Source organism: Neisseria mucosa (genome assembly GCF_003044445.1).
In the GTDB taxonomy this organism is placed as follows: Bacteria; Pseudomonadota; Gammaproteobacteria; order Burkholderiales; family Neisseriaceae; genus Neisseria; species Neisseria mucosa_A.
This window is the reverse complement of record NZ_POWX01000001.1, coordinates 190,530-212,526: the sequence shown is the minus strand read 5'-3', so window position 1 is coordinate 212,526 and position 21,997 is coordinate 190,530. Positions and strand designations below refer to the sequence as shown.

Sequence of the window (21,997 nt, the reverse complement as noted above, 5' to 3'; positions counted from 1 at the left end):
TCCTAACCTTCCCCCACCGGACGGGGGGAAGAGGCAAGTTGCCGTTGCCGCAACGAGTAGCGTGGGCTTTGCCCACGAGATGAAAGCAAATTCGGCTATTGTCTGATTTGGTTGTTGGATGATCGATTTTGTGGGCGAAGCTCACACTACGGGTTCGGTTTATCTCAAGCGTTAATTGAATAAGACCCGCATCGATTGAACAAAATAAGGTCGTCTGAAAACCCAGAGATTTAGGTTTTCAGACAACCTTTTGTAATGAAATCAACCACTAAATTTCAAACAACGCTTATCCCAATAACCGTCGCACGGTTTTCCTCAATTTGAAATCTGACTTCATAATCCTCAATATTCATGACGTAAATCCGTTCGGGAATATTCTGATAGGCGGGACGCGGGTCTTGGGCAATGCTTTGGCTAATCAGGTTTTTGGTGCTTTCAGATAAATTTTCCGCTCCGATGTTTTCCAGCCATACGACTTCAAGCTCTTCGGGTTTGCCGCTGACGAAGCCGGATGATGCGTCGGGTTTGGATTCGACAAAGGGTATGTAGGGCTTGATGTCGATAATCGGCGTGCCGTCTAGCAGGTCTGCGCCGCTGCAATAAAGGCGGACGGGTTTGCCGGTTTCGATGCGGTTGAGTTTTAAGAGTGATAGTCCGAGATGATTGGGGCGGTGGGGGCTGCGCGTAGCGAATACGCCCATTTTTTGTTTGCCGCCGAGCCGTGGCGGACGCACCATTTGTGCCCAGCCTTCATCTAAAACGCCATGAAAAATAAAACTTATCCACACATAATCGAAGCGTTCCAGTCCGCGCACGCTGTCTGCGGTAAATTCGGGATTCAGCTCAATACAGACTTCTGCGGCGGGAACCAATCCGGGCTGGCGGGCGACGCCGAATTTCTGTTTGTAGGGCGAGCGGGCGGTGGCAATGGGGACGATGGTGTAAGTCATGAGGATTGTGGACAAGTTTTTCGGAAAAACGTTATCTTATCACAGTCGGTTTTACCGCTTTTGGGCAGTAATTTGTTATAATACAGGGCATTTTAATTGCGTTGAAATGATGAGATGATTGTTTCCATTGATGTTGATGCACAAAAAACTTTTACGCCTTTGTGTCCTGACGAGCTGCCTGTGAACGAGGGGCATTTGATTGTAGAAGAGTTGAATGCCCAAGCAGCTTCGGCGGATTTGCGTGTGATGACGAAAGATGCGCATCATGCGGCGGCGAAATGGCTTGTGGATAACCCTGTTGATATGTTGAAACCGACAGGGTTGCCTGATGCGGATTTGACTTGGGTGGCTCATGCAATGGTCGGTACGCGCGGCTATGAATTGTTGGACGGGCTGCCTTCTGCTAAGGAATACGATTATTGCGTTTGGAAAGGTGTTGATCCTGAGTTGCATCCTTACGGCGCGTGTTTTCACGATATTGAGGAAAAACTGAGCACAGGGTTGATTGAATGGCTGCGTTGTCAAAATACGGATACGGTCATTGTCGGCGGCTTGGCTACGGATTATTGTGTGAAAACAACGGTTTTGCAGTTGATCAAAGGCGGCAGTTGGCAGGTTATTGTCAATGAAGCGGCTTGTCGGGGTATTGCGCCAGATACCATCGAAACGGCATGGCAGGAAATGTGTTCTGCTGGTGCAATGATCTTAAAAAACGCTGACGAAATTAAAAAATATATTAATAATCAATAAGTTACAATTGTTTCACGTGAAACAACCTTCAAAAATATGAAAATTTTGCTTGTCCGCTTGTCCAGTATGGGCGATTTAATTCACACTTTGCCCGCAATCGAAGATTTGGCGCGACAATGCCCTGATGTAGAGCTTCATTGGCTGTGTGAAGCCGGATTTGCGGATATTGCGCGCCTGCATCCGTTTGTGAAAAAAATCCATGTGATGAAATGGCGGAAATGGCGCAAACATCTTTTTCAGGCTGAAACTTGGCAGGAAATAGGTCGTCTGAAACAGACTTTGCGGCAGGAAGCATTTGATTTCGTATTGGACAGTCAAGGTCTGATTAAAAGCGCGTGTTTCGCCAAAATGGCAAAATCCCCTATTTATGGTTTGGATAAACACAGTGCGCGCGAGGGATTGGCTGCGGTTGCATATACTAAAACATACGCTGTACCCAAAGGGAAAAATGCCGTTTGGCGCAACCGTGAGCTGTTCGCCCAAGTATTTGGGTATGTGATGCCTGAAACGCAGGTATTCGGTTTGACCGTTCTCGAAGCAGGTCGTCTGAAAAATTTAGAGCAGCCGTATTATGCGGCTTTGCACGCGACCAGCCGGGACAGTAAGTTATGGCCTGTGGAAAACTGGCGGACATTGCTGCAAAAGTTGAATGAAGAACAGCAATGCAATATTTACCTGCCTTGGGGAAATGAAGCTGAAAAAACGCGTGCCGAAAAAATTGCAGATGGGCTGCCGTTTGCTATTGTGTGCGACAAAATGAATTTATTGCAGGCGGCGTATCTGCTGAAACACGCGGTCGGAATTGTCGGCGTGGATACCGGTTTGTTGCATTTGGCAAATGCCTTGGAAAAACCTGTGGTCGGTATTTATACCGATACCGATCCGATTAAAACAGGCGTTCAAGTTTCGGCTGTTGCAAAAAATTTGGGCAATATCGGGCAGATTCCGACTGCAGATTTGGTTTATCAAACGCTGATGGATTGTGTCGCAGCAGACAAAGGCTAAGAGGTCGTCTGAAACTGATATAGCACCTGATATTTTTTATTGAGCATGAGAATGTATATCTACCAGCCTGAGCAAATGCTTTAAAAATGATATAATCGGCAAGCATTATCCGAAAGATTTCTGAATGAATTCGTTTCTAAAAAAACGGATTTGATTTTATAGAGAAGAAGGTTTGGTTTCGCTGGATGGTGAAAGCAACGTTCTTTTTAGGAGAATTCAATGAAAGCACTGGTCGCAGTAAAGCGCGTAGTGGACTACAACGTTAAAGTTCGTGTAAAAGCCGATGGGTCGGATGTAGATATCGGCAATGTCAAAATGTCGATGAATCCGTTTGACGAAATTGCTGTGGAAGAAGCCGTCCGTTTGAAAGAAACCGGAAAAGTAAGCGAAATCGTAGCGGTTTCTTTGGGCGAGAAAAAATGCGAAGAAACGTTGCGTACTGCTTTGGCGATGGGTGCCGACCGTGCAATTCATGTTGAAACCGATGCGAAATTGGAGCCGCTGGCAGTTGCCAAGCTGCTGAAAGCCGTTGCGGACAAAGAAAATCCGCAAATTCTCTTTTTGGGCAAACAAGCGATTGATGATGATGCCAACCAAGTGGCACAAATGCTGGCAGCTTTACTGAATGCGGCGCAAGGTACGTTTGCTTCAAAAGTACAAATTGAAGGCGACGAGGTACAGATCGTGCGCGAAATCGATGGCGGCGAAGAAACGATTGCGTTGAAACTGCCTGCAGTCATCAGCGCAGATTTGCGTCTGAACGAACCGCGCTTTGTCAAACTCCCCAATATTATGGCGGCAAAGAAAAAACCTTTGGAAAAACTGGCTCCTGCCGATTTGGTTGCCGATATTTCACCTCGTCTGAAAACGGTGAAATTCTCCGAGCCTAAAGCGCGTCAGGCAGGCGTAAAAGTGGCAAGCGTTGCCGAATTGGTTGAAAAATTGAAAAACGAAGCCAAAGTGATTTGAGGAGACTGAAATGAGCGTATTGATTATTGCTGAACACGACAACAAACAGTTGAATCCTGCCACTTTGCATGCTGTTACCGCTGCCGCCAAACTGGGCAAAGTCGATTTATTGGTTGCCGGAAGCGGCGCATCGGCTGTGGTGGAATCTGCGAAACAAGTAGCGGGTGTGGATAAAGTTTTGGTTGCGGATGCTGCCCATTATGCCGAAGGTTTGGCTGAAGAATTGGCTCCATTGGTTGTTAAATTGGCAGCGGATTACCGCTATGTTGCGGCAACGGCAACCACATTTGGTAAAAACCTTTTGCCTCGCGTAGCGGCCTTATTAGACGTACCGCAAATTTCTGATTTGACCGAGATTGTGGATAACACGACTTTTGTGCGCCCTATTTACGCAGGGAATGCATTTGAAACCGTGCAAGCCGATTCAGAAAAATTGGTGCTGACCTTCCGTGCGACGGCTTTTGACGCAGCATCGGCGCAAGATGGGAATGCTGAGGCAGTTAATGTTGAAGCAACCCCTGCTCAAAACCTGAGTCGTTTTGTGAACCGCCAGCTTTCCCACTCCGATCGTCCTGAATTAACTCAGGCAAAAGTCATTGTTTCAGGTGGCCGCGCGTTGGGAAGTGCGGAAAAATTCAATGAAGTGCTGACGCCGTTGGCGGATGTTTTAGGTGCGGCAATCGGTGCATCCCGTGCGGCAGTTGATGCCGAATATGCGCCGAATGACGTACAAGTCGGACAAACCGGTAAAGTGGTTGCACCGCAGCTCTATTTTGCAATCGGTATTTCAGGTGCGATTCAACACGTTGCGGGTATGCAAGACAGCAAAGTGATTGTTGCAATCAACAAAGATGCGGATGCACCGATTTTCAATGTGGCTGATTACGGATTGGTTGGCGATTTATTTGAAATCGTCCCACAATTAACAGAAGCATTGAAAAATTGATGTTTCACGTGAAACGTTCAGACGACCTTGTTATTCATGAGGTCGTCTGAAAACATTTCAGCATGATTACGACTTATAAAACCATTACTTCCCCAACGCAGGCTGAGTTTAAAGATAAAGGCAGCCGTTTTATCGCATTTGCCTATCCGATTCGGACATTGGCTGATGTGAAAAAATACCTCGATCCGTTAAAGGAAGAGCATCATAAAGCGCGACACTGGTGCTATGCCTATCGTTTAGGTGTGGATGGCATGCAATTTCGCGCCAACGATGATGGAGAGCCATCAGGAAGCGCTGGGCGACCAATTTTGGGACAGATTGATTCGGTAGGCGTAACCGATGTTTTGGTCGTGGTCGTACGCTATTTCGGCGGTACTTTATTGGGTGTTCCCGGTCTGATTCACGCATACAAAGAGGCAACGGCTCAGGCGTTGGCGGTTGCGGAAGTGGTTGAAAAGAATATTGAAAAAACTGTTTGGCTGAAATGTGAATATCCATTTTTGAATGAAGCGATACGCATCGCTAAACAATATCAGGTGGATATATTGGAGCAGGATTTACAGTTGGATTGCCGATTGACGGTAAGTTTGTCGTTGGCTAATTATGAGGCCTGCGTTGCGGCTTGGAAGAATACACGGCAGATCGAAGTAAATACGGAAAAGCCTTTTGAATGAAAAGGTCGTCTGAAAATCCGCATCTTAGGGTTTTCAGACGACCTCTTCGCACATTAATCTTCTTGCGTATATCTGTCCAAGGCATCGATGCTGGAGCGCAAATATAGCCAAGCTAATTGATGGAATTCGCCCAGCGCATTCCATAATGCGTCTTCACTCATAATGCTGTATTCGCCTTCCGTACGCAAATCCACCTCCGCTCCATCTTCAATAGCCCGATGGCAAGCCTGATATTCGTAGGTATAGAAATTGTCCATATCGCGAATCAAAGCGACGGCATGTTTCCAGCGTTTTAGGTCTTCTTCCAATTGCGGTAGTAAATGACACCATTCGCGGTATTTGCTTTGGATTTCATCAATACGTTTTTGCATAGCTGCTTGTCCTTTTCAATTTTGTGGATAAGTTAAATAGGTTGGCATAGTGGAATGAGGCGGTCTTTTGTTTGATTCCACCAAAATTTCTTCGAATGGGACAATAGTCCCTTTATGTCGAGTTTTCGTTAAAAGTACATATTTGTCAAGGAGATGGCATGAAACTGCTGGTTATCGGTAATGGCGGTCGCGAACACGCGCTGGCTTGGAAATTGGCGCAGTCGCCCAAAGTGGAAACAGTATTTGTTGCGCCCGGTAACGCGGGTACGGCGATTGAACCCAAGCTCCAAAATATCGCCTTGACTGCGCATCAGGATTTGATTGAATTCTGCCGCAAAGAAAATATTGCTTTTACCGTCGTCGGTCCTGAAGCGCCTTTGGCGGCGGGTATTGTGGATGATTTCCGTACTGCCGGATTGAAAATATTTGGTCCGACACAATATGCGGCGCAGTTGGAAAGTTCTAAAGATTTCGCCAAAGCATTTATGGCGAAATACAATATTCCGACTGCGCAATATCAAACCTTTGAAAACGCCGATGCTGCACATGATTACGTCAATCAGAAAGGTGCGCCCATCGTCATCAAAGCCGATGGTTTGGCGGCAGGCAAAGGTGTGATCGTGGCAATGACTTTGGATGAAGCGCATGCTGCGATTGACGATATGCTGCTGGGCAACAAAATGGGCAATGCCGGCGCGCGTGTTGTGATTGAAGATTTCCTGCAAGGCGAAGAAGCGAGCTTTATCGTCATGGTTGATGGCAATTATGTGTTGCCTATGGCGACCAGCCAAGACCACAAGCGTCTTTTAGACGGCGACAAAGGCCCGAATACGGGCGGTATGGGCGCGTACAGTCCCGCGCCTGTGGTAACGCCCGCCGTGTACGAGCGCGCGATGAACGAGATTATTTTGCCGACCGTAGCGGGTATGAAAGCAGAAGGGCATGAGTTTACCGGCTTCCTGTACGCAGGTTTGATGATTGATAAAAGCGGCGCACCCTATACGATTGAGTTTAACTGCCGTTTTGGCGATCCAGAAACCCAGCCGATTATGAGTCGTCTAAACAGCGACTTGGCGGATTTAGTCGAAGCGGCAATAGACGGCAAACTCGATAGCGTAACCGCAGAATGGAACCCGCAAACTGCCGTAGGAGTGGTGCTGGCGGCGCAAAATTACCCTGAAACGCCTAAAAAAGGCGATGTTATTTCCGGTCTGGCTGCTGCCAATCAAATCGGCAAAGTTTTCCACGCAGGCACAACGGCAAACGAGAAAGGCGACGTATTGACCAACGGCGGCCGCGTATTGTGTGTCGTTGGTCTGGGCGACGATGTGGCTCAAGCCAAAGCCAAGGCGTATAACGCATTGGAAAAAATCAGCTTTGACGGCATGCAATACCGTAAAGACATTGCCGACAAAGCCATCAACCGTTAATCAAAGAAACAGGTCGTCTGAAAACGTGATTGTGTCTCAGACGACCTCCCCTATTATGCTATTCCCCAGAATCCTTTCAGCTCCGACGCTTCGCAAGCTGCAATCCCATCTTAAAAAAGGCGGCTTGGTCGCCTATCCTACCGAGTCCTGTTACGGCATAGGCTGTATCCCGACCTTGCCTAAAGCACTCAACCGACTGATTCATCTGAAAAAAAGACCACAACATAAAGGCATGATTGTCATTGGCAACCAATTGGAGCAATTACAGCCTCTGCTCAAAAGGTCGTCTGAAAACATTCAAACCATGCTCAGAAACGAATGGCCTGCGCCCAAAACCTTTCTGCTTCCAGCGGCTGCTGACGTTTCACCCGCATTGCGCGGAAAAAGGCGCAGCAAGTTGGCGGTCAGGGTTCCCGCCCATGCAGGTGCGCGCCGCTTGTGTCAGGCTTTGAAAACGCCTTTGGTCTCGACTTCATGCAACCGCGCGGGTAAACGCGCATGTAGGACAGAGCGGGAAGTAAGAAGGCAGTTTGGGAGGAATGTATGGGTAGTCAGCGGTTTAATCGGCAAACAAAAGTCGCCGAGCCAGATTATTGATGGGGAAACGGGCGTTCGCTTGCGTTAGAAATCGGATGAGTGTGATGCTTAGGGATTATGCTTTGAACCGATAAATCTCGTATTCAATAAAATGTGGATAATCCTGAATATAACTTTCCCGAAAAAACCAAAAAGGTCGTCTGAATCCCCATATTCATGGTTTTCAGACGACCTTTTGATTTGACTATCTTGTGGATAAGTATGTAGATAAGTTGAGTATTAGAGCTTACTGCCGCATACGGCTTCGAATTGTTTTTCGGTAATCGTACCGTTCATCACGCTCATGGGGCGGATATTCGTCGCGGTGTAGCTGTGTTTGGAAATTTCTTTGCCGTGTTCGTCGAGGAGTTGCAAGGCGGTCAGGCGGTAGGTTTTGTTGGTGCAGTGGATTTCCCAGTCGCCGATGGCGGTTTTGTAGGCAGGCGTGTTGACGAAGCGTTCCTCTTTCATCTTTGACACGGTTTTTCTATCGCGGAAAGTGACCAAAGTGCCGTTTTTCTTGATGCTGTTTTTATCAATCGCCACTTTGATATTGCCTTCGGAAATCGTACCGATGTTGTCCCAGTTGCCGCTGACGCCGCCGCTTGTGGTCGTAGTCGTCTGACAGGCGCTCAGGAGCAGGGCTGCGGATAAAGTTGAAATAAGGGAAAAGTGTTTGATGTTCATAAGTTTCGGTTGCTTAGGATAAATTATTAGACTGCCGTATTATGCGCGAAGACGGCGGGGCAGTAAATCGGCTTTGCAAAGTCTTAAAACCGCCAAAAAATGAAAAGGTCGTCTGAAAACAGGTTTTCTAGTCGATTGACTTGAAACCAGTATGCCGCCGCCTCGTCTGAAATTAAAGAGAACGGTTTTCTTCGTTTCTAAAGAAAAGCGTGAGCCTATTTCTCACTATCTGCATTGTCGGCGGTTCCGCCATCTTGTCTCAATCACAAATCAATCCATGATACCCAACCAAGCATAACCCGTTTTCAGACGACCCCATGTGGACAACTCAAATATCCCCCATGCAGGCAGTGTCTAAAACCGCTAAAATAACGCTTTTCCCTCCCTACGGAACCATCATGCCCCAGCCTTCCGCCCAACAGATTTTGCACGAAGTATTCGGTTATCCCGAATTTCGCGGCAAGCAGGAGGCTGTCGTCAATACATTGGCAGGCGGCGGAAGCCTGTTGGTATTGATGCCGACGGGCGGGGGCAAGTCGCTGTGTTACCAAATTCCCGCACTGATGCGCGAAGGCGTCGCCATTGTCGTTTCGCCGCTGATTGCCCTGATGAACGACCAAGTGGCGAGCCTGCACGCCGCAGGCATAGAAGCGGCAGCGGTCAACAGCAGCACAACGGTGGAAGAAGCCCGCGAAGTGGCGGACAAACTCGCCCAAGGTCGTCTGAAACTGCTCTACGTCGCACCGGAGCGGCTGGTTACCGACCGTTTCTTGCGTTTTCTCGATCAGCAAACCATCAGCCTTTTCGCCATAGACGAAGCGCATTGCGTCAGCCAATGGGGGCACGATTTCCGCCCCGAATACCAGCAATTAGGGCTGCTTGCCGAACGCTATCCGCAAGTGCCGCGCATTGCCCTGACCGCGACCGCCGATGCGGCGACCCGCGCCGACATCAAACATTTCCTCCATCTCGAAGACGCGCCCGAATTCATCTCTAGCTTTGACCGCCCGAATATCTATTATCAGGTTATCGAAAAAAACAACGGCAAAAAGCAGCTTCTCGACTTCATCCGCAAAGAAATGGAAGGGCAAAGCGGCATCGTCTATTGCCTCAGCCGCAAAAAAGTCGAAGACATCGCCCAATTCCTCTGCGAAAACGGATTAGACGCGATTCCCTACCATGCCGGCTTGAGCATGGAAGTGCGCGAAGCAAACCAACGCCGTTTTACCCGCGAAGACAACATTATCGTCGTCGCCACCGTTGCCTTCGGTATGGGCATAGACAAACCGGACGTGCGCTTCGTCGCCCATCTCGATATGCCCCAAAGCGTCGAACATTTCTACCAAGAATCCGGCCGCGCCGGGCGGGACGGGCTGCCTGCCGTGAGTTGGCTGTGTTACGGGCTGAACGACTGGGTATTGCTGCGCGAACGCATCGCCGAAGGCAACAGCGACGAAGTGCAGAAACAAATCGAAATGCAGAAGCTCGATGCCATGCTTTCCGTCTGCGAAACCGCCGCCTGCCGCCGCGTCCTCCTGCTCAAACATTTCGGAGAAGAATCCGCCCCTTGCGGCCATTGCGACAACTGCCTGCATCCGCCCGTACGCTTCGACGGTACCGTCCTCGTACAAAAGCTCCTCAGTTGCGTGTATCGCGCCGGACAACGCTTTGCCGCCGGCTATATCACCAACCTGCTGCGCGGTAAAAGCGATGACTGGATACAGCGCAACGGCCACGACAAACTCTCCACCTTCGGCATCGGCAGTGGGCAAACCGACAAAGAATGGCGCAGCGTCATCCGCCAATGCATCAGCCTCGGCTACCTCACCGTCAACGTCGCCCAATATCAGGCATTGCAACTGACTGAAGCCGCAAAAAAAGTCCTCAAAGGCGAAACCGAAGTCATGTTGCGCCCGTTGCGCCGCGAAAAAGCCGCCACTCAAAAGCCCAAAGACAACTGGCTGCGTACCGAACGCGAAGAACGCCTATGGCAGGCATTGCGGCATTGGCGGCAGCAGCGCGCCCATGCCGAGGAAGTTCCCGCCTACGTTGTCTGCGGCGACAAAACCCTGCGCGACATCGTCGAAAAAATGCCGCAAACGCTGGAAGATTTGCACCAAATCTACGGTTTGGGTGAGGCGAAAATCAACAAATTCGGCATCGACATCCTCAATGTCTGCGGGAACGCAGCCGAAAACCAAAGCAGACAAACGGGCAACGAAGAACCCCTATTTACCCCCCAAACCGAGCGCGAACAGCAATTACAGCAAAAGCTGGAAACTTGGCGTGCCGAGCAGGCAGCCGCCAAACAATGCGCCTTGGGCAAAGTCCTTTCCAACATCAGCCTGACCGACCTTGTCGTCTTCACGCCCGCCGAAGAAGCCGACCTGCTCGGTATCTACGGTATTGGCAGCGAAAGAATTGCCCAATACGGGCAGGCAATACTCGACATCTGCCGCCCTTACGCAGACGGGCTTTCCGAGCCGAAACAGGCAGAACGCCAGCTCGCCCGCCGCCTGTTCCAATGGTGTCTCGATACCGCCCGATATGAAGGTGGAGAGATGCACGCCGTCGCCAAAAAACAGACTTTACGCGCCATCGCCAAAGCCCGGCCGCAAACCTTAATTGAGCTTTCCAAAATTGATGACGTGAGCGAAGAATGGTTGGACAAATACGGTGAAGAAATCGTAGAAATCTGCACGGCGGATTGACGGTTTAAAAGATATAGAAAAAGGTCGTCTGAAACCTTGAAAACCTGTTTCAGACGACCTTCTCAATATTAATATCTTTATAAAACAATAACAAACAAAATTTTTTCAATTGGCTTGTAAGCATTTTCAAGCTGCCGCGTCTAATCGGGCATGAAATGATTTTATGAAACGGTTATCATGAAAACGAATATCACAGCCCCGTGGCAATCAGCTTTAGGTTTATTGGTTTTGCGCCTGTTTGCCGCTTACGAATTTTGGGAATCGGGCATGCAGAAATGGAACGGCGAAAACTGGTTTGCCGAAATCAACGACCAATTCCCCTTTCCGTTCAATTTACTGCCCGACAGCGCGAATTGGAACTTGGCGATGTGGGCGGAGCTGGTTTTTCCGGTTTTGCTGCTTTTAGGACTGGCGACCCGCCTGTCCGCCTTGGGATTGATCATTGTAACAGGGGTGGCGTGGGCGGCAGTCCATGCCGGTGCGGGTTATAATGTCTGCGACAACGGCTATAAAATGGCTTTGATTTATATCGTGGTTTTAATCCCGATTCTGCTTCAAGGTGCGGGCTGTTTATCGCTGGATGCGCTGTTGAAAAAACGTTTTTGCCCGAAATGCCGCGTCGGAAATCAATGAAAAAGGTCGGGGAGCGGACTTTAAACGCGCCAACTCAAATTCTTAATTTGTTTAACTTGATACTTTGAAAAGGAAATCAATATGAAAAAAAATGTAGCCGCTGCCCTTGCAGGTGCTTTGTCTTTGTCTTTGGCTGCCGGCGTTGTTGCCGCTGACAAACCGGTAAGCAGCAAAGCAGGCGTTCAAAAATCTGCCCAAGGCTCTTGCGGTGCGGCTAAAGCTGCTGAAGGTTCATGCGGTGCTGCTGCTTCTAAAGCAGGCGAAGGCAAATGTGGCGAGGGTAAATGCGGTTCAACCGTGAAAAAAGCCCCCGCTAAAAACGCCAAAGCAGCAAAAGCCAAAGCCAAAGCAGTTGAAGGCAAATGCGGCGAAGGCAAATGCGGTTCTAAATAATTTAGAACAAAAAGCCGCATTTTATTGATAAATGCGGCTTTTTATATGATTTTGACAGCCATTTCGTACCAAAACTGTCGGAACACCATCCAAAACGGAGCAACATCATGATTCAACACGCAGGCTTAGGCTACCGCCGCGACTTGGCGGAAGACTTCCTCTCGCTTTCAGACGACAGTCCGATACGCTTTATCGAAGCCGCCCCCGAAAACTGGCTGAAAATGGGCGGCAGGGCGCGTAAACAGTTTGATCGCGTGGCGGAACGGCTGCCGCTGGCGTTGCACGGATTATCCATGTCGCTGGGCGGACAAGCCCCGCTGGATACCGCCTTGATAGACGGCATCAAAGAAATGATGCGCCGTTACGATTGCACGTTTTTCTCCGACCATTTGAGCTACTGCCATGACGGCGGTCATCTCTACGACCTGTTACCGCTGCCCTTCACCGAAGAAATGGTGCGGCATACCGCGCAGCGTATCCGCGAAGTGCAAGACCGATTGGGCTGCCGCATCGCCGTAGAAAACACCTCCTACTACCTGCATTCCCCGCTTGCCGAAATGAACGAAGTCGAGTTTCTCAACGCCGTTGCCCGTGAAGCCGACTGCGGCATTCATCTCGATGTGAACAATATCTACGTCAACGCAGTCAATCACGGACTGTTGTCACCCGAAGCCTTTTTGGAAAACGTTGACGCAGAGCGCGTGTGTTACATCCACATTGCCGGACACGATGTCGAAACGCCCGAATTGTTGATTGATACCCACGGTGCGGCGGTCTTACCGACCGTTTGGGACTTGCTCGAACTCGCCTACACCAAGCTGCCGACCATTCCGCCCACCCTGTTGGAACGCGATTTCAATTTCCCGCCTTTTGCCGAACTCGAAGCCGAAGTCGCTAAAATCGCCGAATATCAAACGCATGCCGGAAAGGAATACCGCCGTGCAGCCTGAAACCTCCGCCCAATACCAACACCGCTTTGCCCAAGCCATACGCGAGGGAGAAGCCGCCGCCGGCTTGCCGCAAGACCGCCTGAACGTCTATATCCGCCTGATACGCAACAATATCCACAGCTTCATCGACCGCTGTTATACCGAAACGCCGCAATATCTCGACAGCGGAGAATGGGGTCGTCTGAAAGAAGGTTTCATCCGGGACGCGCGCGCGCAAACCCCTTATTTTCAAGAAATTGCCGGCGAGTTTCTCCAATACTGCCAGAGCCTGCCGCTTTCAGACGACCTCTTGGCACTGATGGACTTTGAACACACCCAACTGCTCGCCGAAGTCGCCCAAACCGACAGCCAAACCCCGCCCGCCGATTCAGACGATTTGGCATACACCCTTTCTCCCGCCGCCTTCGTCCGCCGTTACCACTACGACGTTACCGACGAATTGCAGGTGATCGAAACCGCCGTTTTGGTGTGGCGTAACAGCGAAGACGACGTGATGTACCAAACTCTCGACGATTTCGACGCATTATTGCTGGAAACGTTGGCAGACACGCCCGCCTCCCTGAACGGACTGCAAGCCATGCTGGCAGAGTTTATGTCGTCTGAAAACGGCTGGCAGGATGCATTAAGGCAAAAATGGGCGGACTGGCTGGAACAAGGTATTTTGGTTGTTGCATAAGCCGATGGCAATCAAGATTCGCATTTCGAGAGCAATGTATTAGCGGAGCTGCCGTATATGCTAGGGCAGCCTCAAAAAGAAGAAGGTCGTCTGAAAACTTTTCAGACGACCTTCTTCTTTACTGTTTTACCGTGCGGTAGTATCAATCGAGCAATGCGTCCACAAACGCGCGTGCGTTAAACGGGCGCAAATCGTCTATGCCTTCGCCCACGCCGATGTAGCGGACGGGGACGGGGCGGTCGGAAGCAAGCGCGGCGAGAATGCCGCCTTTTGCCGTGCCGTCGAGTTTGGTTACGATTAAGCCGGTTAGACCCAGCGCCTCATCGAAGGCTTTGACTTGGTTGACGGCGTTTTGCCCGATGTTGGCATCGAGCACGACGATGATTTCGTGCGGCGCGTCAGGCATCGCTTTTTGCAGCACGCGCTTCACTTTTTTGATTTCTTCCATCAAATGAAGCTGCGTGGGCAGGCGGCCGGCGGTATCGGCAAGCACGATGTCGATACCGCGCGCTTTGGCGGCTTGGACGGCATCGAAGCAGACGGCGGCGGAATCGCCCGTGGTTTGGGAGATGACGGTTACGTTGTTGCGTTCGCCCCATGCTTGAAGCTGCTCGCGGGCGGCGGCGCGGAAGGTATCGCCTGCGGCAAGCAGCACGGATTTGCCCTGCGCTTGGAAATATTTGGCGAGTTTGCCGATGGAGGTGGTTTTGCCCGCGCCGTTGATGCCCGCCAGCATGATGACGAACGGCTCTTTCGTTTCGGGCAAGACCAATGGTTTTTCCAACGGCTTAATCAGATCGTACAAAGCTTCTTTCAACGCGCCGCGTAATTCGTTGCCGTCTTTCAGCCCTTTGAGGCTGACGCGGTTGCGCACGTCTTTCATTAGGTATTCCGTCGCTTCTATGCCCATGTCGCTGGTAATCAACACGGTTTCCAGCTCTTCGTACAAATCTTCGTCGATTTGCCCGCCGCCGAACACGCCCGCCAGCGATTTCGCCATTTTGTCGCGCGATTTGGTCAAACCTTGTTTCAAACGCGCCGCCCAGCCGAGTTTGGGTTCGGACAGTTCGGAGGTTTCAGACGACGTTGCGACGGCTGTATTTTCAAGGGTTTGCACGGAATGTTCTTCGGATGTTGCAGGCGCGGCTTCAGCTTGGATTTCTACGGTTTCGACAGTTTCTGCGGTTTCAGACGACCCTTCGCTGACTGCTTCATGGACGTGTTCGACCGCGGCGGAAACATTTTCGGCAACGGTTTCGCGAGCGGCTTCAACACGCTCTTCCACTTTTTCGACCGTTTCAGACGACGTTTCGCTGATTGCCTCGCGGACGTGTTCGACCGTTTCGGAAACATGTTCAACTACGGTCTCGCGGATTTCTTCGGCGCGCTCTTTTGCACTTTCTACCGCCGTTTCGACTGCCGCCGTCAGCTCTTCCGCTTTTTCACCGATGTTTTCCTGAACCGTTTCAAGCGTTTGCGAAACGGTGGTTTCGACGCGTTCTACGGCTTCGGCGGCGGTTTCCTGAATACGGGTTTCTTCTTGAGCGGGCGTTTCCTGTTTTTTCTTGCGGCGGAAGAAGTTGAACATTGAATTTTCCTTTTAATTTTAGAAACTTGAAATAGAGCGTATTGTAGCGTATTTTACGTGGCAAGGTCGTCTGAAAATCCAGGCTGTAAGGTTTTGGCATCTTCAACGTCTAATAATACAAACCGTCCACACAGGAAACATAGAGATGAAACCCCGTACCTTCTTTTCCCTTTGCGCCAAGTTCGGCTGCCTGTTTGCGCTGGGTGCCTGTTCGCCCAAAATCGCCGATGCCGAAGCCGCGACCGTGCCGCACACTTTGTCCACTTTGAAAACCGCGGACAATCGCCCCGCCAGCGTTTACTTGAAAAAAGACAAACCGACCTTGATTAAATTCTGGGCGAGCTGGTGTCCTTTGTGTTTGTCCGAATTGGGGCAGACCGAAAAATGGGCGCAGGACAAGCGGTTCAGCTCCGCCAACCTGATTACCGTCGCGTCGCCCGGCTTTCTGCACGAGAAAAAAGACGGCGACTTTCAAAAATGGTATGCCGGTTTGAACTATCCTAAGCTGCCCGTCGTTACTGACAACGGCGGCACCATCGCCCAAAGCCTGAATATCGGCGTTTACCCTTCGTGGGCATTAATCGGTAAAGACGGCGACGTGCAGCGCATCGTCAAGGGCAGCATCAACGAAGCGCAGGCATTGGCGTTAATCCGCGACCCGAATGCCGATTTAGGCCGTCTGAAAAATTCGTTCTACAAACCCGACACACAGAAAAAGGATTCAAAAATCATGAACACGCGTACCATCTACCTCGCAGGCGGCTGCTTCTGGGGTTTGGAAGCCTATTTCCAACGCATAGACGGCGTGGTTGACGCCGTATCCGGCTACGCCAACGGCAAAACAAAAAACCCGAGCTACGAAGACGTGTCCTACCGCGATACGGGCCATGCCGAGACCGTCAAAGTCACCTACGATGCCGACAAACTCAGCCTCGACGACATCCTGCAATACTATTTCCGCGTCGTTGACCCGACCAGCCTCAACAAACAAGGCAACGACACCGGCACGCAATACCGCAGCGGCGTGTACTACACCGACCCCGCCGAAAAAGCCGTCATCGCGGCCGCCCTCAAACGCGAGCAGCAAAAATACCAACAGCCCCTCGTCGTCGAAAACGAGCCGCTGAAAAACTTCTACGATGCCGAGGAATACCATCAGGACTACCTGATTAAAAACCCCAACGGCTACTGCCACATCGACATCCGCAAAGCCGACGAACCGCTGCCGGGCAAAACCAAAGCCGCCCCGCAAGGCAAAGGCTTCGACGCGGCAACGTATAAAAAACCTAGCGATGCCGAACTCAAACGCATCCTGACCGAAGAGCAATACCAGGTTACCCAAAAAAGCGCGACCGAATACGCCTTCAGCCACGAATACGACCATCTGTTCAAACCCGGCATTTATGTGGACGTCGTCAGCGGCGAACCCTTGTTCAGCTCCGCCGACAAATTCGATTCCGGCTGCGGCTGGCCGAGCTTCACCCGCCCGATTAACGCCGCCGCCGTTACCGAACACGACGATTTCACTTACAACATGCGCCGCACCGAAGTACGCAGCCATGCCGCCGATTCGCACTTGGGACACGTCTTCGCCGACGGTCCGCAAGACAAAGGCGGATTGCGCTACTGCATCAACGGCGCAAGTTTGAAATTCATCCCGCTGGAACAAATGGACGCGGCAGGCTACGGCGCGTTGAAAGGCAAAGTGAAATAAAGCCGCGACAGTACGAAAGGTCGTCTGAAAACGGCGGGTCGGGTAGGAATACCCGACCCGCAAATTTTAGTGAATCGAAATAAGAAACGTGCATAGCGCCATTCCCGCTCAGGCGAGAGAATCTAGGCTTCGATGTTCAGAAATGTTTCGCGGTTTCCGTCATTTCAAGCCTCTGGATTCCCGCCTGCGTGAAAATGACAGCCGATGGGAAGGCGTATTGAAAGTTGAATGAATCAGCTAAGGAAGAAAGGTCGTCTGAAAACGTTTTAACACCATTCGTTAGACGTTTTCAGACGACCTTTCATTTGTTTTGACAAACCGTTCAGCCTTTCGGATAAAACCGCACCACATTTTCCCCCTCGGGCAGCGTCAATTTTTTCACAGCATGGCCGTACACGGTTTCGAGCGTAACGGTCAGACCGCCTTCGGTTTCAAAAATCTTATCCACAAACGCTTCAGCCGCTTGGGCGTCGCTGAATTTCAAGGCGTGCCACAGCCCTAAGGTTTCCATGTCCTGTCGGAACGTCGTTGCCTTGCGGTAGCTCAATTCGAGCTTGGCGGTATCGGTAACGGGGTCGTAGAAACCGTTGTCGGCAAGCATGTCGCCGAGGTCGTGCATATCGATTAAGGTCGGCGTTTCACAGGCTATCCCCACGCTTTTCAGACGACCCGTCAGCTCGCTCAGGCTGTCGCGGCCGAAATGGGTGAAGAATAATAAACCGTCTGTTTTCAAGGCGTTTGCCCAATTTTTCAGGACGGGCAGGATTTCGTCCGCGCGGGGCAGACTGAGGTTCGCCCACAACATATCGGCAGCGGCTTCGGGCAGCGGGTCGGTTAGGGCTTGGCAGTGTTGCGGGACGGTTTTGCCGGTGAGCTTTTGCCAAAAACCGCTTTTGCGCGCGGCTGCGGCGGTTTGGAGGAAGTCGGCGCGCGGGTCGTATTCTTCGAATGCCGCGTTCGGATAGCGCGCGGCAAGCAGGCTGCGGCTGATGTCCGCGTCCGCACCGACCAGCAGGACGCGCTTGGGCGCGTGGCGGACGATTTGCAGCCGCTCGTCGGTGTCTTGGGCGAGATGGCGGTGGATTTGCCAGCGTTTGTCTTGGGGGTTCATGTTTCAGACGACCTTTTTTTCTTTTTTTGAAGGGGTAGTACCGTTATTGATGTTTGTATAGGAGTGGCGGTTCTATGTTCTTATGCCGCATTTCGAAAACTACTCTAATCCTCGTATGCCGTCATTCCCGCGCAGGCGGGAATCCAGACCTCTAGTTTTCAGAAATATTCAAAGGTTACCGTCATTTCAAATTTCTGGATTCCCGCCTGCGCGGGAATGACGAAACGGGTTTTCTGCCATTTTAATCTATTAAAAATAGAAAAATTTCCTTAATCCTTAATTTAAATCCTTAATTTCCAAATTCATATTTGTACAGAAATCAAAGTATGCCTTTTCAGACGACCTTTTCAACAAAATCGCGGTAGCGTTCGGCAAATTCGTCGGCGTGGCTCAAAAATGGGGCATGTGCCGCTTTTTCCATCAAGACCAATTCGCTGTCCGCCAGGTGGCGGTTGAGGTATTCGCCCATGCGCGGCGGGGTGATGGCGTCTTTTTGTCCGAACACTAAAAGCGATGGGGCTTGGATGCTCGAAAGCAGGGGGCGTGCATCGGCTTGGTTGACGGCATCCAACGCGGCTTGCAGGGCGGGCGGTGCGCCGTGGCGGGAGAGGTCGGGCAGGATGTTGCCGATGATTTCGGCGGCGTTTGGTGTATGCAGCAACTGTAATTGTAGAAACTGTTTGATATGTTTGGCATAATCCTGCCGAAACGCGCCGACCATCTTGCCCAAAGCGGGATTGGACAGGCCTTCGGGGTAGTCCGCGTCGGCGGTCAGGCGGGCGAAACTTGCGGTCAGGCAGAGCGAACGGACTTTGTCGGGACGGCGTGCGGCGAGATGGAGCGCGACCAAGCCGCCGAGCGACCAACCGAGGATGTGGGCTGGTGTGTCGATTTCTTCGGCGAAGGCTTCGGCAATGGCGGCGATGTTGAAGTTTTCGGCAAAGGGCGCGTCGCCGTGTCCGGGCAGGTCGAGGGCGCGGATGTCCCAATCGGCAGGCAGGCGCGGGATGAGGTCGTCGAAGACGTGGTGGTTCGCTGCCCAGCCGTGTATCAGATAAACTTTTTTGGCGGAGTGCGGCATGGCTGTTTTCTCTATGGATGTGTTTTCTTGGTGGCGCAATGCGGGATGGCGGAACAAAAGCCGTTGCGTATTATGCCACGCCTTAGTTTCAGCGTGCGAAACCCGACCGTATGGCGGTTTTTGCGACGGCTGTGCGGCGGACTTGGAAGAATTTTTTACGGACGCGGCAAACAGTTGCCCTTTGTGTTTCCGCCCGATACAGGGCGGGGCGGTGTGCGGCGGCTGCCAGAAGAAGCCGCCGGCATTTGAGCGGATGTGGGCTTCGCTGTATTATGAGCCGCCCGTAAGCAGTATGATACGCGCGTTGAAGCATTTGGCAGACCTCGGCATGAGCCGTCCGCTGGCGGAACTGATGCGCCGACATGCGCCCGACTGGCTGGAAACGGAGCATTTTGATTTTGTGCTGCCCGTGCCGTTGAGCAAGGAAAGGCGGCTGCATCGCGGCTTCAACCAAAGCGAGGAATTGGCGGATATTCTGTCCGAACATTACGGCTGGACGCTGTTGCCGCGACGGACGGTTTTCAGACGACATCGCGAGCCGCAAAGCACGCTGAAAAGCGCAGACAGGGTGCGCAATATAAAAAATGCTTTTGAAATCAATGGTCATATCTCGAAAAACTGTAATATTTTGTTAATCGACGATGTGTTCACCACCGGCTCGACGCTGAACGAATTGGCGCAGACGCTGAAAAAATCAGGCGCAGGCAAGATTTTTTGCTGGAGTTTGGCGCGTCCGCCAATGAAAAAATAGCTTAAAGTTTTTGACACCTACGGAACATTTCGGCATTATGCCGCTCTATAAGTGATTGATTTATATGTTTACCATAGTTTTGTACCAACCCGAAATCCCGCCCAATACGGGCAATATCATCCGATTGTGCGCCAACACCGGAGCCGATTTGCATCTGGTCAAGCCGCTCGGTTTTCCGCTGGATTCGGCAAAAATGAAACGCGCAGGTTTGGATTATCACGAGTTTGCAAAACTGACGGTACACGAGAATTTCGAAGATTGTCTCAAAGCCTTGGAAGGGCGCCGCATTTTCGCGCTGACCACCAAAGGCAAAACCCGTCCCAACGAAGTTTCCTTTGTTGAGGGCGATGTCTTTTTGTTCGGTCCCGAGACACGCGGCCTGCCCGCCGAAATCCTCGACACCCTGCCCGAAGGGCAAAAGCTGCGCCTGCCCATGAAGCCCGGCAGCCGGAGTATGAATCTTTCCAACACTGTCGCCGTGATTCTGTTTGAAGCATGGCGGCAAAACGGTTACGCAGGCGGTGTATAACATCCGCAAGGGAGTCTCCCTGAGCCGTTTGACAAAAACCAAGGCGATACTGTTTAACAGCTTGGTTTTTGTCAAACTGCCAATACGTCGTCTGAAACCGCCTGGGAGCCATCCCGCCGCGTTATCAACTCTAGAACGGACTACGTTTTGACTTTATCTAAAACCACCCTTTTCTCCACCCTAACTGCTGTTGCAATCAGCATCCTTTCCATTCATTCCGCCTCAGCCGACTCCATCGTCCGCGCCGAGAAGCTGAGTTCCTCAGCAAACCGCAGCTACAAAGTCGCCGGCAAACGCTACACGCCGATGACCAAAGTATCCAACTTCAGCCAAACCGGCAACGCCTCATGGTACGGCAGCCAGTTCCACGGCCGTAAAACCTCCAGTGGCGAGCGTTACAATATGAACGCCCTGACCGCCGCCCACAAAACCCTCCCCATTCCCAGCTACGCCCGTGTGACCAACACCAAAAACGGTAAAAGCGTCATCGTCCGCGTCAACGACCGCGGCCCTTTCCACGGCAACCGTGTGATCGACGTGTCCAAAGCTGCCGCCCAACAATTGGGTTTCATCAACCAAGGCACGGCACATGTCAAAGTCGAGCAAATCGTTCCGGGTCAAAGCGCCCAAGCCTACAACGGCCAAGACATTTTCGTCGATTTGAAATCCTTCGGTACCGAGCGCGAAGCGCAAGCCTATATGAACCAAGCTGCGGTAAACCTTTCTTACGGCAAAATGAATCCGAAAGTTTCCATGGAGAAACGCGACTACGAATACGTCGTCAAAATGGGTCCGTTCACCTCGCAAGAACGTGCCGCCGAAGCCGAAGCCAAAGCACGCGGTCTGATTCAGGCAGCTTCGCTGTCCCTCTAAGCCGCATCCGTGTTTTCAGACGACCTGTTGCAAGACAGGTCGTTTTGTATTGAAGCATAGGTATAGTGGATTAACTTTAAACCAGTACGGCGTTGCCTCGCCTTAGCTCAAAGAGAACGATTCTCTAAGGTGCTGAAGCACCAAGTGAATCGGTTCCGTACTATCTGTACTGTCTGCGGCTTCGTCGCCTTGTCCTGATTTAAAGTTAATTCACTATACAAAGCCGTCGTATCCTTGCATCCTTTCCCTTATAATCCCCCGCTTCTCAACCAAAGGAATCCCCACCATGTCACTCCCACCTTGCCCGCAATGCCAATCCGAATACACCTACGAAGACGGCAGCCAATACATCTGCCCCGAATGCGCGTTTGAATGGACGGAAAACGACGGCGAAGCCGCCGAAGAAACCCTGAGCGTCAAAGATGCCAACGGCGCCGTGTTGCAAGACGGCGACACCGTTGTCCTGATTAAAGACCTCAAAGTCAAAGGCAGCTCCATGGTTATCAAGCAAGGAACTAAGGTAAAAGGCATACGCCTGCAAGAAGGCGACCACAATATCGGTTGCAAAATCGACGGCAGCGCGATGAATTTGAAATCAGAGTTTGTCAAAAAGGTATGATGTTGGTATA

Annotated in this window: 23 protein-coding genes; 17 read left to right on the top strand and 6 right to left on the bottom strand. The window is 51.2% G+C overall.

What is annotated here, in order from left to right; genetic code table 11:
• Positions 1-275: 275 nt before the first annotated feature.
• Entirely contained in the window at positions 276-950 is a 675-nt protein-coding gene (tsaA, locus tag DBY90_RS01145; protein WP_070491689.1) for a tRNA (N6-threonylcarbamoyladenosine(37)-N6)-methyltransferase TrmO, read from the bottom strand.
• A 114-nt stretch (positions 951-1,064) separates the two neighbouring features.
• Between tsaA and DBY90_RS01140 the strand changes: the two genes are divergently transcribed.
• The 5 genes from DBY90_RS01140 (at position 1,065) to DBY90_RS01120 (ending at position 5,294) form a co-directional block, all read left to right on the top strand.
• A complete protein-coding gene (locus DBY90_RS01140; protein ID WP_070491687.1) occupies positions 1,065-1,700 on the top strand; it encodes a nicotinamidase in 636 nt (211 codons plus the stop codon).
• 36 nt (positions 1,701-1,736) lie between these two features.
• Entirely contained in the window at positions 1,737-2,705 is a 969-nt protein-coding gene (waaC, locus tag DBY90_RS01135; RefSeq protein ID WP_070491685.1) for a lipopolysaccharide heptosyltransferase I, read from the top strand.
• A gap of 219 nt (positions 2,706-2,924) precedes the next feature.
• Positions 2,925-3,674: an electron transfer flavoprotein subunit beta/FixA family protein gene (locus tag DBY90_RS01130; RefSeq protein ID WP_070491683.1), complete on the top strand. Its 750-nt coding sequence runs from the start codon at positions 2,925-2,927 to the stop codon at positions 3,672-3,674.
• Between the two features lie 10 nt (positions 3,675-3,684).
• On the top strand, positions 3,685-4,620 hold the full coding sequence (locus tag DBY90_RS01125; RefSeq protein WP_070491681.1) for an electron transfer flavoprotein subunit alpha/FixB family protein: 936 nt from the start codon (positions 3,685-3,687) through the stop codon (positions 4,618-4,620).
• A 62-nt stretch (positions 4,621-4,682) separates the two neighbouring features.
• On the top strand, positions 4,683-5,294 hold the full coding sequence (locus DBY90_RS01120) for an IMPACT family protein (protein ID WP_070491679.1): 612 nt from the start codon (positions 4,683-4,685) through the stop codon (positions 5,292-5,294).
• 53 nt (positions 5,295-5,347) lie between these two features.
• Here the strand turns inward: DBY90_RS01120 and DBY90_RS01115 are convergent, their stop codons facing one another.
• A complete protein-coding gene (locus tag DBY90_RS01115; protein ID WP_070491677.1) occupies positions 5,348-5,665 on the bottom strand; it encodes a DUF4298 domain-containing protein in 318 nt (105 codons plus the stop codon).
• A 158-nt stretch (positions 5,666-5,823) separates the two neighbouring features.
• Here DBY90_RS01115 and purD point away from each other — a divergent pair, with 158 nt between their 5' ends.
• Positions 5,824-7,095, top strand: a complete 1,272-nt coding sequence (gene purD, locus DBY90_RS01110; protein WP_070491675.1) for a phosphoribosylamine--glycine ligase — start codon at positions 5,824-5,826, stop codon at positions 7,093-7,095.
• 55 nt (positions 7,096-7,150) lie between these two features.
• Positions 7,151-7,720 carry an L-threonylcarbamoyladenylate synthase gene (locus tag DBY90_RS01105; RefSeq protein ID WP_070491673.1) on the top strand — a complete coding sequence of 190 codons (570 nt, stop codon included), beginning with the start codon at positions 7,151-7,153 and terminating at the stop codon, positions 7,718-7,720.
• 191 nt (positions 7,721-7,911) lie between these two features.
• Here DBY90_RS01105 and DBY90_RS01100 read toward each other — a convergent pair whose 3' ends face one another.
• Entirely contained in the window at positions 7,912-8,358 is a 447-nt protein-coding gene (locus DBY90_RS01100; protein WP_003743578.1) for a surface-adhesin E family protein, read from the bottom strand.
• 398 nt (positions 8,359-8,756) lie between these two features.
• On the opposite strand from DBY90_RS01100, the gene recQ reads away from it, so the two are divergent.
• The 5 genes from recQ (at position 8,757) to DBY90_RS01075 (ending at position 13,721) form a co-directional block, all read left to right on the top strand.
• Positions 8,757-11,069 (top strand): DNA helicase RecQ, encoded by a 2,313-nt coding sequence (gene recQ, locus DBY90_RS01095; protein WP_070491670.1) that lies wholly within the window; start codon positions 8,757-8,759, stop codon positions 11,067-11,069.
• Positions 11,070-11,246: 177 nt separating this feature from the next.
• The gene (locus DBY90_RS01090; protein WP_070491668.1) at positions 11,247-11,702 is read left to right on the top strand and encodes an HvfX family Cu-binding RiPP maturation protein; all 456 of its coding nucleotides are present in this window, start codon (positions 11,247-11,249) and stop codon (positions 11,700-11,702) included.
• Between the two features lie 81 nt (positions 11,703-11,783).
• Positions 11,784-12,095: an HvfA family oxazolone/thioamide-modified RiPP metallophore gene (locus DBY90_RS01085; RefSeq protein WP_049231310.1), complete on the top strand. Its 312-nt coding sequence runs from the start codon at positions 11,784-11,786 to the stop codon at positions 12,093-12,095.
• A 107-nt stretch (positions 12,096-12,202) separates the two neighbouring features.
• Positions 12,203-13,045, top strand: coding sequence for an HvfB family MNIO-type RiPP peptide maturase (locus DBY90_RS01080; protein WP_070491667.1), 843 nt, complete (start codon positions 12,203-12,205; stop codon positions 13,043-13,045).
• Positions 13,035-13,721, top strand: a complete 687-nt coding sequence (locus DBY90_RS01075) for an HvfC family RiPP maturation protein (protein ID WP_070491665.1) — start codon at positions 13,035-13,037, stop codon at positions 13,719-13,721. The genes DBY90_RS01080 and DBY90_RS01075 overlap by 11 nt, the downstream gene beginning before the upstream one ends.
• Positions 13,722-13,863: 142 nt before the next feature.
• Here DBY90_RS01075 and ftsY read toward each other — a convergent pair whose 3' ends face one another.
• Entirely contained in the window at positions 13,864-15,309 is a 1,446-nt protein-coding gene (gene ftsY, locus DBY90_RS01070; RefSeq protein ID WP_070493547.1) for a signal recognition particle-docking protein FtsY, read from the bottom strand.
• Positions 15,310-15,454: 145 nt separating this feature from the next.
• On the opposite strand from ftsY, the gene msrAB reads away from it, so the two are divergent.
• On the top strand, positions 15,455-17,023 hold the full coding sequence (msrAB, locus tag DBY90_RS01060; RefSeq protein WP_070493544.1) for a bifunctional peptide-methionine (S)-S-oxide reductase MsrA/peptide-methionine (R)-S-oxide reductase MsrB: 1,569 nt from the start codon (positions 15,455-15,457) through the stop codon (positions 17,021-17,023).
• Positions 17,024-17,345: 322 nt separating this feature from the next.
• On the opposite strand, the gene DBY90_RS01055 is transcribed toward msrAB, so the two are convergent.
• The gene (locus DBY90_RS01055) at positions 17,346-18,134 is read right to left on the bottom strand and encodes a class I SAM-dependent methyltransferase (protein WP_070493541.1); all 789 of its coding nucleotides are present in this window, start codon (positions 18,132-18,134) and stop codon (positions 17,346-17,348) included.
• Positions 18,135-18,468: 334 nt separating this feature from the next.
• Positions 18,469-19,215, bottom strand: a complete 747-nt coding sequence (gene bioH, locus DBY90_RS01050) for a pimeloyl-ACP methyl ester esterase BioH (protein WP_070493538.1) — start codon at positions 19,213-19,215, stop codon at positions 18,469-18,471.
• 13 nt (positions 19,216-19,228) lie between these two features.
• Between bioH and DBY90_RS01045 the strand changes: the two genes are divergently transcribed.
• The 4 genes from DBY90_RS01045 to DBY90_RS01030 all read left to right on the top strand — a co-directional run bounded on the left by DBY90_RS01045 (position 19,229) and on the right by DBY90_RS01030 (position 21,987).
• Positions 19,229-19,966: a ComF family protein gene (locus DBY90_RS01045; RefSeq protein ID WP_070493550.1), complete on the top strand. Its 738-nt coding sequence runs from the start codon at positions 19,229-19,231 to the stop codon at positions 19,964-19,966.
• 64 nt (positions 19,967-20,030) lie between these two features.
• Positions 20,031-20,495: a tRNA (uridine(34)/cytosine(34)/5-carboxymethylaminomethyluridine(34)-2'-O)-methyltransferase TrmL gene (gene trmL, locus DBY90_RS01040; protein ID WP_003755921.1), complete on the top strand. Its 465-nt coding sequence runs from the start codon at positions 20,031-20,033 to the stop codon at positions 20,493-20,495.
• 147 nt (positions 20,496-20,642) lie between these two features.
• A complete protein-coding gene (locus DBY90_RS01035; protein WP_003741901.1) occupies positions 20,643-21,368 on the top strand; it encodes a septal ring lytic transglycosylase RlpA family protein in 726 nt (241 codons plus the stop codon).
• 286 nt (positions 21,369-21,654) lie between these two features.
• The gene (locus DBY90_RS01030) at positions 21,655-21,987 is read left to right on the top strand and encodes a zinc ribbon domain-containing protein YjdM (RefSeq protein ID WP_070493535.1); all 333 of its coding nucleotides are present in this window, start codon (positions 21,655-21,657) and stop codon (positions 21,985-21,987) included.
• Positions 21,988-21,997: the final 10 nt, after the last annotated feature.